The organism is Niabella aurantiaca DSM 17617, assembly GCF_000374125.1.
GTDB lineage: Bacteria > Bacteroidota > Bacteroidia > Chitinophagales > Chitinophagaceae > Niabella > Niabella aurantiaca.
In genome coordinates, this window is the sequence record NZ_KB893625.1 from 1091265 (window position 1) to 1108736 (window position 17472).

The 17472-nt window shown below is 49.1% G+C and carries 12 protein-coding genes; 10 read left to right on the plus strand and 2 right to left on the minus strand.

The genetic code is table 11. The features are described from left to right. The first annotated feature begins 47 nt into the window (after nucleotides 1–47). The 6 genes from B160_RS0104695 to B160_RS0104730 all read left to right on the plus strand — a co-directional run bounded on the left by B160_RS0104695 (nucleotide 48) and on the right by B160_RS0104730 (nucleotide 6091). A complete protein-coding gene (locus B160_RS0104695; RefSeq protein ID WP_018626723.1) occupies nucleotides 48–923 on the plus strand; it encodes a flavin reductase family protein in 876 nt (291 codons plus the stop codon). Between the two features lie 184 nt (nucleotides 924–1107). Next, a complete protein-coding gene (locus B160_RS0104700) occupies nucleotides 1108–1908 on the plus strand; it encodes a hypothetical protein (protein ID WP_018626724.1) in 801 nt (266 codons plus the stop codon). Nucleotides 1909–2159: 251 nt separating this feature from the next. Further along, nucleotides 2160–3743, plus strand: a complete 1584-nt coding sequence (locus B160_RS0104710; RefSeq protein ID WP_018626726.1) for a vWA domain-containing protein — start codon at nucleotides 2160–2162, stop codon at nucleotides 3741–3743. Nucleotides 3744–3832: 89 nt separating this feature from the next. Next, nucleotides 3833–4519 (plus strand): SIR2 family NAD-dependent protein deacylase, encoded by a 687-nt coding sequence (locus tag B160_RS0104715; protein WP_018626727.1) that lies wholly within the window; start codon nucleotides 3833–3835, stop codon nucleotides 4517–4519. Nucleotides 4520–4794: 275 nt separating this feature from the next. Beyond that, nucleotides 4795–5892 carry a lipase family protein gene (locus B160_RS0104725; protein ID WP_018626729.1) on the plus strand — a complete coding sequence of 366 codons (1098 nt, stop codon included), beginning with the start codon at nucleotides 4795–4797 and terminating at the stop codon, nucleotides 5890–5892. Next, a complete protein-coding gene (locus tag B160_RS0104730; RefSeq protein WP_018626730.1) occupies nucleotides 5882–6091 on the plus strand; it encodes a hypothetical protein in 210 nt (69 codons plus the stop codon). The genes B160_RS0104725 and B160_RS0104730 overlap by 11 nt, the downstream gene beginning before the upstream one ends. 378 nt (nucleotides 6092–6469) lie before the next feature. Here the strand turns inward: B160_RS0104730 and B160_RS0104735 are convergent, their stop codons facing one another. Continuing rightward, nucleotides 6470–7414 carry a class I SAM-dependent methyltransferase gene (locus tag B160_RS0104735; protein WP_018626731.1) on the minus strand — a complete coding sequence of 315 codons (945 nt, stop codon included), beginning with the start codon at nucleotides 7412–7414 and terminating at the stop codon, nucleotides 6470–6472. Nucleotides 7415–7449: 35 nt separating this feature from the next. Between B160_RS0104735 and B160_RS0104740 the strand changes: the two genes are divergently transcribed. Continuing rightward, complete coding sequence (locus B160_RS0104740; RefSeq protein ID WP_018626732.1) at nucleotides 7450–8829, plus strand: exonuclease domain-containing protein; 1380 nt, start codon at nucleotides 7450–7452, stop codon at nucleotides 8827–8829. Nucleotides 8830–8934: 105 nt separating this feature from the next. Beyond that, on the plus strand, nucleotides 8935–9618 hold the full coding sequence (locus B160_RS0104745; RefSeq protein ID WP_245562144.1) for an SGNH/GDSL hydrolase family protein: 684 nt from the start codon (nucleotides 8935–8937) through the stop codon (nucleotides 9616–9618). An 88-nt stretch (nucleotides 9619–9706) separates the two neighbouring features. Here the strand turns inward: B160_RS0104745 and tyrS are convergent, their stop codons facing one another. Further along, nucleotides 9707–11005 carry a tyrosine--tRNA ligase gene (gene tyrS, locus B160_RS0104750; RefSeq protein ID WP_018626735.1) on the minus strand — a complete coding sequence of 433 codons (1299 nt, stop codon included), beginning with the start codon at nucleotides 11003–11005 and terminating at the stop codon, nucleotides 9707–9709. Between the two features lie 204 nt (nucleotides 11006–11209). Here tyrS and B160_RS0104755 point away from each other — a divergent pair, with 204 nt between their 5' ends. Continuing rightward, on the plus strand, nucleotides 11210–12319 hold the full coding sequence (locus B160_RS0104755) for a putative type IX sorting system protein PorV2 (RefSeq protein WP_018626736.1): 1110 nt from the start codon (nucleotides 11210–11212) through the stop codon (nucleotides 12317–12319). A 12-nt stretch (nucleotides 12320–12331) separates the two neighbouring features. Next, a complete protein-coding gene (gene porU2 / locus B160_RS0104760) occupies nucleotides 12332–17380 on the plus strand; it encodes a putative type IX secretion system sortase PorU2 (protein ID WP_018626737.1) in 5049 nt (1682 codons plus the stop codon). Nucleotides 17381–17472 lie beyond the last annotated feature (92 nt).

The following is a 17472-nucleotide window of genomic DNA, read 5'->3' on the forward strand; positions in this document are numbered from 1 at the left end:
TATTTTTCTGGTCCTTAACGATTTCTTAGTGTATTTTGCGGTTCAATATGATTATAGATGTAGCGGCGCTTTCGCCATTAGAAAAACAGCACTACCTGCAGCACGTCATTGCACCGAGGCCGATCTGCTTTGCCAGTACGGTGGATGGAAAAGGCAATGTGAACCTGAGCCCGTTCAGCTTTTTTAACCTGTTCTCCACCAATCCGCCGGTGGTCGTTTTCAGCCCTTCAAGACGAGTACGCGACAACAGCACCAAACACACCCTGCAAAATTTAATGGAATGGCCGGAGGTGGTCATCAATATTGTTGACTATGATATGATACAACAGGTATCACTGGCCAGTTGTGAGTATCCGAAGGATGTCAATGAATTTATAAAAGCAGGATTTACTATGGAACCGGCATCGCTTGTAAAGCCGCCCATGGTGAAAGAAAGCAAGGCCAGAATGGAGTGCCGGGTAATGGAAATAAAACCCCTGGGAACAGAGGGCGGAGCCGGCAACCTGGTTCTTTGTGAAGTATTGCGGCTGCATCTCGATGCTTCCATCCTGAATGAGCATAAAAAAGTAGACCAGCGCAAATTGCAGCTGGTTGCCCGGCTGGGCGGAAACTGGTATTGCAAAGTGGGATTGGAAAGCCTCTTTGAAGTAGCAAAGCCCAATACAGAACTGGGCATGGGAATTGATGCCCTGCCGGCTGTTATTCGATACAGCTCCGTTCTTACAGGCAACGATCTTGGAGCGCTGGCAAATTTCAGGGAATTGCCGCAAAAAGACCCCGGCTTTGCTGATGCGCAACTGCAGCAACTCCTGAATCGGTTGCCCGGGGCGGAGCGTACCCTGGCCATTCATCAATATGCAAAAGAACTGATTCGGGACGGGAGCTTAAGCCAGGCCTGGCAGGTGCTGCTTCAGGCAATCTGATACCGGAGCCTCTTAAAAAATAACCCGCGGTGTACGCGCACAGTGCACCCTGTCAGAAAAATGAAACCGGGGATATCGATCACTGCCGGAACAAATTACCATTTCATTAACACCAATCATACAGCTTGTATCCGTATTTTTACTACGAAGATATTCGTTTTTGTTTTATCTTAAAACCCAGCTAATGAAAAAGAGATCAATTTTAAGGGCCGCTTTCTGGGCGTCCCTGTCGGCCACATGTGTTGCATCTTTATCCTTTATTCCGTTGCGGCCGGCACCACAGGCAGACCCTTCCTTTCCTTTTTGGACGGATACGGTTCCGGCGATCACAGAATTTGAAACCGGCCGGCTGGATGAAGCATTAAATTACGTAGATGAGCAGATCCGCAATGCCGCCGGCGAGGCCCGGAGCATTGATGCAGACCGTATTCAGCGGCAGATCGGAAAAGCAATGGCCGGCATTGATCTTGACCGGATCCAATCGGAAGTCCAGGCGGCCATTAAAAAGGTCGATTTTGAAAAGCTGAATAAAGACCTTGATAAAGCCATGGCCAGTATTGATAAGGCAAAAGTCGATGCAAGTATTGCCCGCGCCCTGGCCCCGGTCCAGAAAATTGATCAGGAGAAGGTGCGCAATGAGCTGCGTACAGCCCTGGAAGGGGTTCACCTGGATCAGCTGAAAGAGCAGCTCGAAAATGCAAAGCGCGATCTCCGGTTCCGGAAAAAAGACCTGGATCAGGAAATGAACCGCCTGGCTCCCGGGGTGAATGATGAGCTGCGGAACACCAGGAAGCAGTTACAGAAACTCAAAGATGCCTACCAGGAGATGGAGCAGGATGGGTTGATAGAGAAAGGACCGGATAACAGGATCCAGTATATTGAGGGAGACCTGTACATCAATGGAGAAAAGCAAACGGAAGAAGTGAGCAAAAAATACCGGCATTATTTCAGCAAAGAGACGAGGGGTGTTATGGTAAGGGTTTAAGATCATATGTTCTTGATGCATGCCTGTTTGTACAGACAGGCGAAAGCTCCTGGTGCAGCCGGGAGCTTTTTGTGTTTATTAACAGGGAGGAGCGGTTACTTTTTTCCGGTTGCTGTATTAACGGTTAAATGGAACACATTTGATACCAAAAAAAATGTAAAGCGGCGCACCCGGGAGCCTGCTGTATGATTGCTTTTGGTCCGTTTTGGATTGAAAAAACAGAGATCTTCATTACCTAAAAAAACAGTTTTATGAAACGCCTTTTTTTCGCAATAGCCCTATTGCCCTGGATATTATTTGCCTGTAAACAAGCCGGTCAGCAGTCTGCCGGCAGTGTCAACGCTGAAATGACCATAGAGTCATTAAAAACAGCGGATCCGTCTGAAGCTGATTTTAATACAGAGGGATACGCAAATATTGTAGAAAATGCCTTTGAAACAACGACGCAGCAGCCGTTATCCACTTTTTCGATTGATGTAGATAAAGCCGCCTACAGTAATGTCCGCCGCTTTCTTAATGAAGGAATACATCCGCCTGCCGGAGCGGTGCGGATTGAAGAGCTGGTCAACTATTTTGACTACGACTATGCCTCTCCCCAAAATAGAGACCCATTCCGTATAACTACAGAAGTTGCGGCATGCCCCTGGAACACCCGGCATCGATTGATGCATATTGGAATCAAAGGGAGGGAAATTCCCAAAGAGGACCTGCCTCCATCCAATTTTGTTTTCCTGGTTGATGTTTCCGGTTCCATGTTCGCTGAGCAAAAACTGCCGCTTTTAAAAAGATCGCTGTTGCTGCTTACAGATAACCTGCGGCCTGAAGACCGGGTGGCAATCGTTACATATGCGGGAAATGCAGGACTGGTATTGCCTTCCACAAGCGGGAAAAACAAATCGGGGATACGGGAGGCTATTGCAGGCCTGGAGGCAGGAGGCGCTACTGCGGGAGGTGCGGGGATACAACTGGCTTATCGGGTGGCAGAAGAGAATTTTATTGAAAAAGGGAATAACAGGGTGCTGCTGGCTACCGACGGCGATTTTAATGTAGGCGCCAGCAGTGACGATGCCCTGGTGCGGCTGATTGAAGAAAAACGAAAAACAGGGATCTTTCTTTCAGTACTGGGATTTGGAAGGGGGAATTACCAGGACAGTAAAATGCAGCAGCTGGCCGATAAGGGGAATGGCAATCATTCGTATATCGACAATTTAAGCGAAGCCCGGAAGGTGCTGGTGAGCGAATTTGGAGGAACGCTGTTTACCATTGCCAAAGACGTGAAGATACAGGTGGAGTTCAATCCGGGCAGGGTGCAGGCTTATCGCCTGATCGGGTATGAAAACCGGATGCTGCGAAAGGAAGATTTTAATGATGATGAAAAAGATGCGGGAGAAATAGGCAGCGGACATACCGTTACGGCCTTGTATGAAATAATACCCGTAGGCGTAAAAAATGAATTTTCAAAACCGGTAGATGATCTGAAATATCGACCGGTGGCTGAGAAGGCGGGATTTGCAGTTTCAGATGAAATGCTTACACTGAAGCTGCGTTATAAAAGTGTGGATGCAGACCGTAGTGAACTTATTACCATTCCCGTTGCAGACCGTACCATCGCCATAAACAGCACTACGGATAATTTCCGTTTTGCGGCAGCAGTGGCAGAGTTCGGTCTGCTGCTTCGGAATTCTGCATTCAGACAGCATTCAAGCTACGAACAGGTGCTGGAACTGGCAAACGGAGCAAGAGGAGCTGATGAGAATGGTTACCGGGAAGCATTTATCCGGTTGGTGAAGAAAGGGGCGGAATTAGCGGATGACGGGATCGTATTGAATGAGTAAACGCCGTTGTTTCAGCCTTTCGAATGTCTTTGCGGGTTCTTATTTTTACACAACAGGTGTTATCTTGTAAACTGTAAAAGGTTCTGAGCATGAATAAAAAGAAATTAGTGGTGCTTACGGGTGCGGGCATCAGCGCAGAGAGCGGAATAAAAACCTTCAGGGACAGTGATGGACTTTGGGAAGGATATGACCTTATGGAAGTGGCGTCGCCGGAAGGCTGGGCGCGTAATCCCGCGCAGGTACTCGACTTCTACAACATGCGCCGGAAGCAGGCGCTGGAAGCAGCGCCGAATGCGGCCCACTACGGTCTTGCAGAGCTGGAGCAGGAATATGAGGTGCACGTGATCACACAGAACATCGACGACCTGCACGAGCGGGCCGGATCCACCCATGTGATCCACCTGCACGGAGAGATCTTTAAAATGCGGAGCGACCGGTCCCTGACCCCATCCTATGAGATCCGGGGCGATATTCAGTTAGGAGACCAGGCGCCGGATGGCGGCCAGCTAAGGCCGGATATTGTATGGTTTGGGGAGGCGGTGCCCATGATCGTTCCGGCGTCGAAGCTGGCAGCTATGGCTGATATCTTTGTAGTGGTCGGCACTTCCATGCTGGTGTATCCCGCTGCGGGTCTGATCGATTACGTTGCGGAAGATGCTCCGAAGTACATCATCGATAAAGCCATCCCGGATGTACGCCGGTTTCCGCTTTTGCATACTATTGAAAACACGGCCACAGAGGGGGTAAAGGACCTGATGCAATTGTTGAAGGTGTGAGCTGCCGGCAATACGACCGCGGTAATTTAAAACGGGTTCATAACCGTTTGGACCCTTAAGTGACGCATGGGCACGCGCCAGGGCTGGGGCCACAGAAAAGAACTGCCTCAAAAGTATTTTTGCGGCGGCCGGTTTAAACAGCTAAAGCGCATATTTTTACAATTGAACCGGGCCGATCGGTCTTTGTATATATTTTAATCCGTTTGCCCTGTACGTCCTATCTGCTGTTTTTTACTGCCTGAAGGATTAATTTTGCATCCATAAAAAAAGATACCATGTATTTACGCCTGCGATTTTTTATTGTATTGTTGCTTGTTGTACGGGTGGTGGCTGCCCAGCAGTTTCAGCCGGGATTTGATGTAAAAGAATATGCCGCGTTCCTGTCGATGGCGCACTATGAAAGCAGCATTCCCGACAAAGCACTACGGGAAAAACAACAGGATCCCTATAAACTGATCTATAAGTCGCCGGAGGTAGGTATGAAAAATCTTTGGTGGCTGTATACCAACGAACAGAACCAGGCGGTGATCGTGATCCGTGGAACAGTGGGCGATATGGTAAGCTGGATGGAAAATTATTATTGCCCGATGATCCCCGCAACAGGTTCACTACAATTAGGCCCCGCTACTCAATTCAGCTACAAGCTGGCGGAAAGTAAGGAGGCGTATGTCCACGCCGGCTGGACCATTGGCATGGCCTACCTGGTAACGGATATGATGCCTAAAATCAAAGAGCTCTATCAAAAAGGTGTGCGCGACTTTTTTATCTTCGGGCACAGTCAGGGTGGGGCATTGAGCTACCTGGTAAGCTCTTATTTTTATTACCGGCGACAGGATGGGGCATTGCCGGCCGATATCCGGTTTAAGACCTATACCAGCGCGGCGCCGAAGCCCGGCAATATGCAATATGCATATGATTTCGACTTTATCAACAGAGGTGGCTGGGCCTATTCTGTTGTGAACGCAGCCGACTGGGTGCCGGAAACGCCTTACAGTATTCAGCGCGTTTCGGATATGAATACATTGAATCCCATTATTCATATTCCCGAGGACTTAAAAAAACAAAAGTTCTTCCTGCGGCTTGCAGGCAATTTCTACTATGGAAAGCTGAACAGGAAAACACGGAAGGCACAGCGGTCTTATACCAATATCCTGGGGCACAAGCTTTATAAACTTGCTGTGAGAAAAGCATTGCCGGGATTAAAAGAGCCCAGGTATGCGCCTTCCATGAGCTATATGCGGGCCGGAAGTCCGGTAGTGCTGATGCCCGATACTGCCTACTATCAGAAGTACGGCAGGGACGAAGCAGACAGGTTTGCCCATCATCATTTTGCCCCGTATCTCTACCTGCTGCAAAAACAATATGGAAAATAATTCCCTGCCCGGTACTGAAGAAGTGCCTGCTTTATTAAGCGCAGGGCGTTTTTCCCGGAAGCTGTTTGAAAATAGCATTTTGATTCCCCTTATAAGCGCCATCCGGCGCGTCGTTGTCGTTAAAGAGTTTGTATCAAAAGTCTTTCATTTGTCATGCCGGACTTGTTTCGGCATCTATTCGGCATCAATGCAAGATTAAAGCAGATCCTGAAACAGGAATAGACCCTGAAATAAATTGAATACTCAGAATGACAACATGCTATAAAGTGACTTTTAATACAATCTCTTTAACGAAGCTGTAATTTCATAAGAGCCATAGACACGGATCATTATGCCCCGGGCCCATGGCTCTCTGTTGCTCTTTTGGACTCGTAAACGGGTTGAAACCCGTTCTTGCCGGATCTTTCAGGGCCATGCCTCTTTTGCTAAAATGATCGTTGAACCCCGTTTTTTTACGGATGACGGCTACAGCAAAGCCCTGAGTAGATGCGATAAAAGCGGCACATTTGGTGACGATGAGGATTTTCCTGAATCGGGTTTAAACAGCTTCTTAACGGTTTATACTCCTGGTACGATACTATTTCTCCATCTTATAACACCAGCGAAACAGCTTTCCTTCAAAGTCAAACGGCGTGGTGGCGCGGGTAATATCCTTTATCTTATCTGTTTGCAGCTTGCCGGATTCCAGCACAAATTTTCGTGCATTGGTGCTGAAATACAGGATACCCCCCGGCGCCAGTATACGCAGGCAATCGTTGATCAGGGATACGTGGTCCCGCTGGATGTCGAGGATATCGTCCATCCGTTTACTGTTGCTGAAAGTGGGCGGGTCCATAATAATGAGATCATATGACTCCACGGGGACCTGTTTTATGTGAGCAAGCACATCCGCCTGCAGGAAGGTATAGGCCGGATTTGTAAGCCCGTTCAGCTGCAGGTTCCGCTCTGCCCACTGGATATAGGTTTTGGAAAGATCAACGGTGGCGATGGCGGCTGCGTTTCCGGCCGCTGCATAAACGGAAAAAGAGCCGGTATAGGCAAAGAGGTTCATGATCCGTTTGCCCGCGCTTTCCTGCTGCACCATTTTGCGGGTGACCCGGTGGTCTAAAAAGAGTCCCGTGTCCAGGTAATCTTCAAGGTTGACGATAAATTTTAATCCGTTCTCCTGTACGGTAAATTCACTTTTTGTAGCGTCTGTTTTCTGGTATTGCCCTTTCCGGCCGGGCTTCCGCTGGCGCAGCTTGGTATGGATCAGCTCCGTTGGAATGCCGGTGGTTTCCGAAATGATCCGCATAGTTTGCTGCATCCATATAGCATGTGCATCCTCATCCAAATGATGCCTGCGCTTGTATTCTGCCACATACACATGGTTTTCGTACAGCTCAATGGAAACCGGAAATTCGGGCAGATCATGATCATAGACCCGGTAACAGGTAACCCCTTGTTTTTGTGCCTGTTTTGAAAGATGCCGGTAAACTTTTGTAAACCGGTTGCGGAACATGGTAAACTTTTCTTCGTTCAAGTTTGTTTTTTTTGCGAAATTAGCCTTTTACAGGAATGCAATTTGCAATTGTTGATATTGAAACTACCGGTTCTTATGCTGCTGCGAGCGGCATCACAGAGATCAGCATCCAGCTGGTGGATGCCGAGGGTACCTTGCTGAACCGCTTTGAAAGCCTGGTGAACCCCCTGCAGGAGATCCCTGGCTATATCCGTGCGCTTACCGGAATTTCCAATGAAATGGTGGCCGGGGCTCCTCTGTTTGAAGAAATAGCCGAAGAAGTCTACACCCTGTTGCAGGATAAAGTATTTGTAGCCCACAGTGTCAATTTTGATTATTCGTTTGTCAAAAGCCAGTTGTCCTATTGCGGGTATGAATTAAATACCAGCAAGCTTTGCACGGTACGCTTAAGCCGCAAGATCCTTCCCGGGCATGCATCCTACAGTCTGGGCCGGCTTTGTGAGGCGCTGGGGATCCGGCATCTGAACCGGCACAGGGCGGGAGGGGATACGGATGCCACGGTAGCGCTGTTTCAGCTGTTGTTAAAAAAGGATACCGAAGGGCACATTCAGAAAAGCCTCAAAAGAACATCCGGGGAACAGGCATTGCCGCCAAATGTTCCCAAATCTGATTTTGACCAGTTGCCCTATACGCCGGGGGTGTACTATTTTCATGATGATAAGGGCAAGGTTGTTTATGTAGGAAAAGCGAAGAATATCCGCTACCGGGTAAGCAGTCATTTTAGCAACAATTCCACCGGAAGACAGCGGCAGCATTTTATGCGCTATGTGCATCACATCAGCTATGAGGAATGTGGTACCGAATTGATGGCCGCTGTGAAGGAGTCAACGGAAATAAAAAGACTCTGGCCGCGGTTCAATGCCTCCCAGAAAAGGCGGGAAGAATTATATGGCATTGTTTCCTATGAGGACCAGAATGGTTATTTACGACTGGGCGTGGACAAAATGATCCGCGGAAGAATGCTGCGCAGCTCTTTTCATCATATTGAGGGAGCAAAAGCATCCCTGCGGCAGTTGGTGCACGCGCATCATTTATGCCCCCGTTTATGTTTTATGGGAGCGGCGTTGTATGATGAAGAAACACACCAGGCGTTTTGCGCAGGCGCCTGTGAGAAAAAAGAATCTCCTGAAAGCTATAATAGCCGGGTATTGGAGGCGATCCGGCATTTAGAGGACCTTCCCTCGTTTGCGATCGTAGATAAAGGCATTCACCACGATGAAAGATCCTGCATCCTGGTTTGGAAGGGCTGCTTTTATGGTATGGGATTTATTTCAGGTGAGGTCAGGATAGAACGGCCGGAGCAGCTCCGCGAACAAATAACCCCTTATAAAGAGAACAGCACCATTACCAATATGCTGTTTGCCTATGCCAAAAGATATCCCTCAAAAATTATTCAGTTTGATCAGGTCACTTAAAAGGATGTCGTTATTTTTGCTCCCGGTTTTTTGGGGAAGATGTGGTCAGGAAGGTGAAACCCCTTTTGTTGATAACGACTGTTCATATTAAATTTAAATGTATCAATGATGATTAAAAAAACGGCATTGCTGCTGCCTCTCGTACTCATGATGTTCGCGTTTCAGCCGGTTAAGAAAAAGAAAGTGATCTTTTTCGGAGATTCCATAACCCAACAGGGCGCGGCACCCGGGGGATATATCCGGCTGATCGAAGGCCTGAGCAAGACGGACGGGGTATCAGATCAGTTTGAATTTGTGGGAAAAGGGATCGGTGGTAATAAAGTGTACGACCTGTTCCTCCGTTTCCAGCCGGATGTGCTGGATCAAAAACCCGATATCGTTTTGGTTTATGTGGGCATTAATGATGTATGGCATAAGACCTCTTCCGGTACGGGTACCGATTTTGATAAATTCGGAAAGTTCTATGATGCGATCATTTCCACGCTGGTGAAGCAAGGTATTCAGCCGGTAGTTTGTACGCCTTCTGTGATCGGGGAGCGGAACGACTGCTCCAATCAGCAGGATGGCGACCTGAACCGCTATGCAGGATGGATCCGGGAATACGCAGCAAAGAACAAGGTACCCCTGGTGGACCTCCGCAAGATATTCCTCGACTATCTGGCTAAAAACAACCCGGACAATAAAGAAAAGGGGATCCTCACCGTGGACCGGGTCCATCTAAATGAAAAAGGCAATCAACTGGTGGCTGATGCCATGTGGAAGGTGATCAAGTCCCTTGGGGGAATGTAAAATATTGAATGTAAAAGCTCAGGGCTTTACTATCCGTTCCGGGGGCCTCATTGCCGGCGAAAATCACTATTTCTACATTTTACATTTCTTATTTAATATTTGATATTCCTTCCTCTACCTCCGCCAGGTAATAGTTTTTCTTTCCTTTTTGTAGCAGGATATAGCGGTTGTGCAGCAGGTGAGCGCCGGTTACCAGCAGCTGCGCATCGCTCACTTTTTCGCGGTTCAAGCTGATGCCTCCGCCCTGGATCAGCTTCCGGGCTTCGCCTTTGCTGGAAGCCACGCCTGTTTCTGCCAGGAGGGAAACAATATCCATGCCCGCCTCCAATGCAGTCCCGGGGATACCGGCTTTTACAACGCCTTCCAGGCCTTCGAGGTCTTCGATGCTCATTTCAGATGCCGGCTTGTTTTGATTGGCAAACAACTTTTCCGTAGTGGCAACGGCTTTTTCATATTCCGGTATTCCATGTACAAAGCAGGTAATCTCCCTGGCCAGCGCTTTTTGAAGGAGGCGATCAGCAGGATTTTGCTGATGCCCGCTGATCAGCTCCTTAATGGCAGGCTCTTCGAGGAACGTGAATATCTTTATCCAGGATGCCGCATCTTCATCGCTGGTGTTGAGCCAGAACTGGTAGAACTGGTACGGCGTCGTCTTTTCCGGGTCCAGCCATACGTTGCCTTTTTCGGTTTTCCCAAACTTGGTGCCATCGGCCTTCCGGATCAGCGGACAGGTAAAGGCAAAGGCCTCCTTACCCGCCTTGCGGCGGATGAACTCGGTGCCGGTGGTAATGTTTCCCCACTGGTCGCTGCCCCCCATCTGCAGTTTTACGTCAGCCGTGGTATATAAATGATAAAAATCGTAGCCCTGCATCAGCTGATAAGCAAATTCGGTATAGCTGATGCCCACTTCGCCCTCAAAGCGTTTCTTTACGCTGTCCTTCGCCATCATGTAGTTCACCGTAATATGCTTTCCGGCATCTCTCAGGAACTCCAGGAAACGGATGTCTTTAAACCAGTCGTAGTTATTTACCATGACGGCGGCATTGGGGTTCGAAGGAGAGAAATCAAGGTATTTTTCCAGCTGATGCCGGATCCCCGCAACATTTGCTGCCAGTGTTTCCTCGTTGAGCAGGTTCCTTTCCTCACTTTTGCCGCTGGGGTCGCCGATCATACCGGTGGCGCCTCCAACGAGGGCTACCGGACGGTGTCCGGCTCTTTGGAGATGCACCAATAACAGAATAGGCACCAGGCTTCCGATATGCAGGCTGGTGGCAGTAGGGTCAAACCCGATATAGCCGGTGGTCATTTCCTTTTCCAGTTGTGCTTCGGTGCCCGGTATGATGTCCTGGATCATGCCCCTCCATCTCAATTCTGATATTATGCTCATAATTCTATAGCTCTTTAATAATGAGGTGCAAAGGTAGGCCATCCGTGCTATAAGAGCGAATGTTGGGGTATGGTTTTAGATACTTGGGCGAATAAATGACAGAACTGATCTAAAAAGCTATGTTTGTAAATGCTTTATGCCTAATTTCGTTGAGAATAATTGTACTTATCGGAAAATTGTAGACCCTAAACTTAATCTGATAGAATGAAAGCATTGAGATCATGCTTTTTACTGCTGTTTTTACTGGTCGCCCTCGTTTCAGGAGCCCAGTTTCGGAAGTATTCCAATGAATTCCTGAATATTGGCGCGGGTGCACGGGGGTTGGGTATGGGAAGTGCCCAGGTAGCCAGTGTTACTGACGGAACCGCCGGGTACTGGAACCCTGCCGGGCTGGTAAATGTTCAGGAGAACGTTCAGGTGAACCTGATGCATGCCGAATATTTTGCAGGTATCGGTAAATACGATTACCTGAATGTAACATTGCCTACAACCAGCTCCAAACGGACATTGGGGATCACGGCATTGCGCTTTGCCGTAGATGATATCATGAATACCCTGTTCCTGGTGGAACCGGACGGGTCACTGAACTATAACAATATTAAGTCTTTTTCATCGGCAGATTACGGGTTCCTGTTGTCCTATGCACAGAACCTCAAACAGACGGAAAAGAAAAACATCAATTTTGGCGTAAATGCCAAAGTGATCCATCGCAGCGTTGGGAGTTTTGCCAAGGCCTGGGGATTTGGCCTGGATGCAGGGTTGCAGATCATGCAGGATAAATGGCGGTTCGGCATCGTAGGCCGGGATATCACCACTACGTTCAATAGCTGGGCCTTTAATTTTACAGAGGAGGAAAAAGAAGCTTTATATCTTGCCCGGAATGAGATCCCTGTAAAATCTACCGAAATGACGTCCCCGCGCCTGATCCTGGGTGGTGCCCGTGTGTTTCCGGTCGGTAAAAGATCCGGGGTATTAGCCGAGGCGAATCTCGACCTCACTTTTGATGGAAGAAGGAATACGGTGGTCAGTGGCGATCCTGTGAGCGTCGATCCCAAACTGGGGCTGGAATACAATTATAAGGATGTGGTCTTTATACGGGGTGGGGTCAATAATTTTCAGAAAGGGCTTGCCGACGGTGATACCCTGAACCAGAAAAAGGTATGGATCTTTCAGCCAAGCGTGGGGGTGGGTTTCCGCATCCAGTCGCTCATGATCGATTACGCATTTACCAACCTGGCAAACCAGTCGAACCCGCTGTTTACGCATGTTTTCTCCCTTAAAATGGATTTCCGGAGGAAACGAAACGATAATTAATACGTGGCGAGAATGAAAAAACTGCTTACGATAGCACTATTGATCTTTTCCGTGGCAGCGGGCGCGCAACAGTTCGGCAACGAATGGATCGATTACAATAAAACGTATTATAAATTCAAAATAGCGGCAAACGGTTTGTACCGTATTCCGTCTGCAGCACTGGCCGCCGTTAACCTGGGCGGGGTGGATGCATCCCATTTTCAGTTATGGCATAATGGAGAAGAAATACCTGTTTATACATCGGTGGCCTCAGGCGCGCTGGGCTCCGGGGGCTATATCGAATTTTGGGGGCAGAAGAACGATGGAAAGGCCGACAATATATTGTACCGGATGCCCGATCAGCAGCTTTCGGATGCCAAAAGCCTGTTTACCGATTCTGCGGCCTATTTTTTAACCGTGAACCCGGCAGGTGGCAACAGGCGACTCATAAACACGCCCAACACGCTGCCGGTAGGTGCAACGCCCGAGCCCTATTTTATGTACCGGGCGGATACGGGTTTTAGCGAGCAGATTCACCTGGGTAAGGCCGAAGGCTCAGGGCTGGGTACCTTATATGTGGCCTCCATCGAAGAAGGCGAAGGCTGGACTTCTGCAGACATAAACGAAGGACAATCCAAAACGTTCCAGCAGCATCTTTATGCCTATACCGGTGCAGGTGCGCCGGCGGTGACGATCCAGATGAACGTGGTGGGCGCCAATATTGCAACAAAGAAAGCGCAGTTAACGGTGAACGGAACCCTGGTCTTTGACCAGTCCCTGTTTAATTTCGGATACTCAAAACTGTCAAAAACGCTGCCGGCCGGCATTCTCTCCGGGGGGGCTGAAGCTTTTTCAGTAACCGATGTAGCTACGGTTCCCAGCCGGATCCGGCTGGCCTCGCTGGCGGTGACGTATGCGCGGAAGTTTGATTTTGGCGGCGCCGCAAATTTCGCATTCAGCCTGCCCGCCCGCGGCTCGGGGTATTACCTGGAGATCTCCAATTTCAGTTTTTCCGGAGGTGCCCCCGTTTTATACGACCGGGCCAATGGCCGGCGCTATACAGTTGATGATTCCAACCCCACACTTTTAAAGGTATTTTTACCGGCCACTACCCAGGCTCAGGAGCTGGTACTGGTAAGCCGGGCTCCGGCAAATATGCGACAGGTGCCGGCACTGGAGCCCCGCACTTTTGTTAATTACAATGCTGCGCAGAACCAGGGAGATTACCTGATGATCACGAACCGCGCCCTGCTGTCCGGCAGCAACGGATCCCAGCCGGTAAACGATTATCGCAGCTATCGTGCTTCGGCTGCCGGTGGCGGATATAATGCGAAGATCTATCTTGTAGACCAGCTGGCAGATCAGTTTGCCTATGGCATCGATTACCACCCCTCATTGGTACGGAACTTTTTGAGATTCGCCCGGACCAGGTTCTCATCACAGCCCAGGCAGGTATTTTTGATCGGGAAGGGGGTTTCCTATGTGTCGTCAAGACTCTATCCATCATATGAGCTGGCCCCGCAACTGGCACAGCTCAACCTGGTTCCCACCTTTGGGTACCCTTCATCAGATGTGCTGCTGGCCGCCGAGGGAAGCAGCTCCCAACCGCTCACGCCCATCGGGCGGCTGTCCGTGGTTAACGGCAACGAGGTTGCGGTGTACCTGGAGAAGGTAAAACAGTACGAACAGCAACTGGCAACAACTTCTCCGGGCATCAGTGAAAGCGCATGGAAAAAAACGGCCATCCATATCGTTGGTGCCAATGATCAGGCTACACAGGACCTCCTGGAAGGCGATCTCCGACAACATCAAAAGATCATCGAGGGCGGGTTTTCCGGCGCTGTCGTAGAAACCTTTGTAAAGAACAGCTCCAATGTGTTGCAACAGCAGGTTTCCGAGCGGCTGGCCAGTCACATAAATTCCGGGGCAAACCTGCTTACCTATTTTGGCCATTCCTCGGCAACATCGCTTGGGTTTAATATGGAAGATCCGGGTAACTATTCCAATGCCGGAAAGTACCCGCTATTCAATATGATGGGGTGCAATGTAGGGGATATCTTTGGCTACACGCCGTCGCGGCTTTCCGATATTGAGACGGTTTCCGAAAAATATGTTTTGGCGAAGGACAGGGGATGCATCGGCATGATGGCCGGCACCAGCGTGGGCTATATTTCTACGTTGGATGTGTACAATACGCAGCTCTATTCTATTTTGTCGGGAAGAGATTACGGCAAAACGATCGGAGAATTGATGACCAATACGATCGCGGAAGTGTACAAACGGCCGGAAGGCGAGAGTGCCTTGCTGCAGCGGGCTCAGTGCGAAGAATACACGCTCAACGGCGATCCGGCGATCCGCTTGTATCAGCCTGATAAGCCGGATTATGCCATTGAGGACGCTTCCGTGAGCATTGCACCAAACTTTATTTCGGTGGCCGAAACAAATTTTGCAGTTAAGGTAAACATCAATAATCTGGGGAAAGCGGTAAATGAAAAAGTAGTGGTTGAGCTCAAAAGAACATTCCCGGATCAGTCTGTGAAGGTTTTCAGAAAAGATACGCTGGACCCCGTCCGGTATCTGGATTCCTTAAATTACTCGTTGCCGATAGATCCCGTTAAGGACAAGGGGCAGAACAGGATCACGATCACCATTGACCCGGAAAACACAATTGAAGAGCTCAATGAGGGGAACAACAGTACCGTAAAAGATGTGTTCATCTTTGAAGATGAAATCCGCCCCGTTTATCCATATACCTATGCGATCGTGAATCAACCCAACGTAACGCTGGCGGCTTCCACGGCGAACCCGCTTGCTACCACGCGCACCTATCTGATGGAGATGGATACAACGGCCTTATTCAGCTCCCCCTTTAAAATAGCACGCACTCAGGTTTCATCCGGCGGAGTAGTGGAATTTACTCCGGGAGCAAGCTTAAAGAACAACACGGTATATTTCTGGCGGGTGGCCAGCAAGCCGGACAACGGTGAGCAGCCCCACTGGAATACCGCTTCATTTATTTATATACAGGGCGACCAGGTTGGGTTTAACCAGTCGCATGTACATCAGCTGCTGGACAATACTTTTGACCGGATGAGCATTGATTCTGCCACCCGTAAAACAAATTTCAGGGAGGTAAAGCACGAGCTCGTGATCAAGGCCGCAGTATTTCCCACAGCCGGCGCAACCGCCAGTGATAATGCGGTTACGGTTGATGGCCGGGATTATATACGCAGTGTTTGCGGCGTATCCGGGATTATCTTCAATGTATTCGAGCCCAACAGCATGACGCCCTGGGTAAATGCCGAGGCAGGGCAGCCGGGGCGGTTTGGCAGCGATCCCGTATGTGGCGATAACCGGAAATGGAACTTCCAGTACAATATACTGGATGCCAACAAGCGAAAAAGTGCAGCCCAGTTCCTGGATTCGATCCCCGATGGCTATGTGGTGGTGTTCAGGAATATTTCAGGAGATGACTCATCTTCCAATACCTATGCCGATACCTGGAAAAATGATGCTGCAGCTTTTGGTGAAGGGAATACGATTTACCACAAATTAAAAGCCCAGGGCTTCGCAACGATCGATTCATTTTACCGGCCACGTGCATTTATTTTCACATATAAAAAGAACGACCCGTCCTTTACCCCGGCAACCACCTTTAGCGAGGGGATCTCCGATAAGATCGAACAGAAGGTCAATCCTTACGGGCCGGATTCGCTGGGCTATATGACCAGCCCTGTATTCGGCCCTGCCAAAGCATGGAAAAAATTGCAATGGAACGGCAATGAACTGGAGTCCGGCAGCGACATCCCTGCCATTACACTGACCGGCGTGAGTGAGAACGGGTCAGAAACACCGCTTCAGAACCTGGATCTGGCCAAACAGGAGGTAGACCTGTCTTCGATCAACGCCGTACAATTCCCCTACCTGAAGCTAAGCCTGGAAAATAAAGATGCCGTTTCCTATACCCCGTACCAATTCCGGTACTGGCGGCTGTTTTATACGCCGGGGCCGGAGGGGGCCATAGCTCCGAACCTGTATCTTTCTGTAAAGGATACGATCGATGCCGGGGAACCTTTAAATGTAGGTGTGGTATTTAAAAATGTAAGCGCGTTTAATTTCGACAGTATCAAGGTAAAGCTATCGATCCGGAATCAGAATAACGCAGAAACGCTGGTGGCGGTGCCCGATCAAAAAGCGCTTGTGGCCGGCGATACCATTAAATTAACGGTTCCGGTAAATCTGAAACAATTACCCGGAAAGAACACGCTTTTTGTTGAATTCAACCCGGTTGGCGCCCAGCCGGAACAATATCATTTTAATAATTTCCTGTACAAAGAGTTTCTTGTACGCGGAGATACGACCAGTCCCTATATGGACGTAACTTTTGACGGGATCCATATTTTGAATCGGGACATTGTTTCCGCCAAACCGGATATTCTGGTAAAGCTGACGGATGACGCCAAATGGCTGCTGCTGGATAACCCTGACCTGATCCGTGTACAATTGATCAACAAGAACCGGAATATTACCTATAATTATAAAGTGGGTACGGATACCCTTAAGTTTACCCCGCCATCCAATGGCGATGAGAATGCCGCCACGATGAATTTCAGGCCGCATATGGAAGACGGCGACTATGAGCTGCTGGTTTCTGCAAAGGATCAGAGCGGGAATGAAGCAGGCCAGGTGCAGTACCGGGTAGGATTCCAGGTGATCAACAAGCCCATGATCTCCAATATGCTCAATTATCCCAACCCGTTTACTACGGCTACCGCCTTTGTTTTTACGCTGACGGGGTCCGAAGTGCCTCAGAACCTGCGGATCCAGATCCTGACGATCACCGGTAAGATCGTAAGAGAGATCACCAGCCAGGAGCTGGGCCCGTTGCGCATTGGAAGGAATATTACAGAGTACCGGTGGGATGGTACCGATCAATATGGACAAAAGCTGGCCAACGGCGTGTACCTCTATCGTGTGATCACCAATCTGCATGGGAAATCGCTGGATAAATACAGGGCAAAGGACGACAATACGGATAAGTATTTCAATAAAGGCTACGGCAAAATGTATTTAATGAGGTAAGCAACATGGATAATAGTTTTCTTTATATCGATCCCGGAAGTGGCAGTTATCTTGTGCAAATGATCGTTGCAGCAGTTTTAAGCGGATTGTTT

Excerpts from the sequence above, each read along its gene's own strand:
- B160_RS0104695 (WP_018626723.1), top strand. The coding sequence starts at position 48 with ATGATTATAGATGTAGCGGCGCTTTCGCCATTAGAAAAACAGCACTAC.
- porU2 (WP_018626737.1), top strand. The coding sequence starts at position 12,332 with ATGAAAAAACTGCTTACGATAGCACTATTGATCTTTTCCGTGGCAGCG.
- B160_RS0104710 (WP_018626726.1), top strand. The coding sequence starts at position 2,160 with ATGAAACGCCTTTTTTTCGCAATAGCCCTATTGCCCTGGATATTATTT.
- B160_RS0104700 (WP_018626724.1), top strand. The coding sequence starts at position 1,108 with ATGAAAAAGAGATCAATTTTAAGGGCCGCTTTCTGGGCGTCCCTGTCG.
- B160_RS0104740 (WP_018626732.1), top strand. The coding sequence starts at position 7,450 with ATGCAATTTGCAATTGTTGATATTGAAACTACCGGTTCTTATGCTGCT.
- tyrS (WP_018626735.1), bottom strand. The coding sequence starts at position 11,005 with ATGAGCATAATATCAGAATTGAGATGGAGGGGCATGATCCAGGACATC.
- B160_RS0104715 (WP_018626727.1), top strand. The coding sequence starts at position 3,833 with ATGAATAAAAAGAAATTAGTGGTGCTTACGGGTGCGGGCATCAGCGCA.
- B160_RS0104730 (WP_018626730.1), top strand. The coding sequence starts at position 5,882 with ATGGAAAATAATTCCCTGCCCGGTACTGAAGAAGTGCCTGCTTTATTA.
- B160_RS0104745 (WP_245562144.1), top strand. The coding sequence starts at position 8,935 with ATGATGATTAAAAAAACGGCATTGCTGCTGCCTCTCGTACTCATGATG.
- B160_RS0104725 (WP_018626729.1), top strand. The coding sequence starts at position 4,795 with ATGTATTTACGCCTGCGATTTTTTATTGTATTGTTGCTTGTTGTACGG.
- B160_RS0104755 (WP_018626736.1), top strand. The coding sequence starts at position 11,210 with ATGAAAGCATTGAGATCATGCTTTTTACTGCTGTTTTTACTGGTCGCC.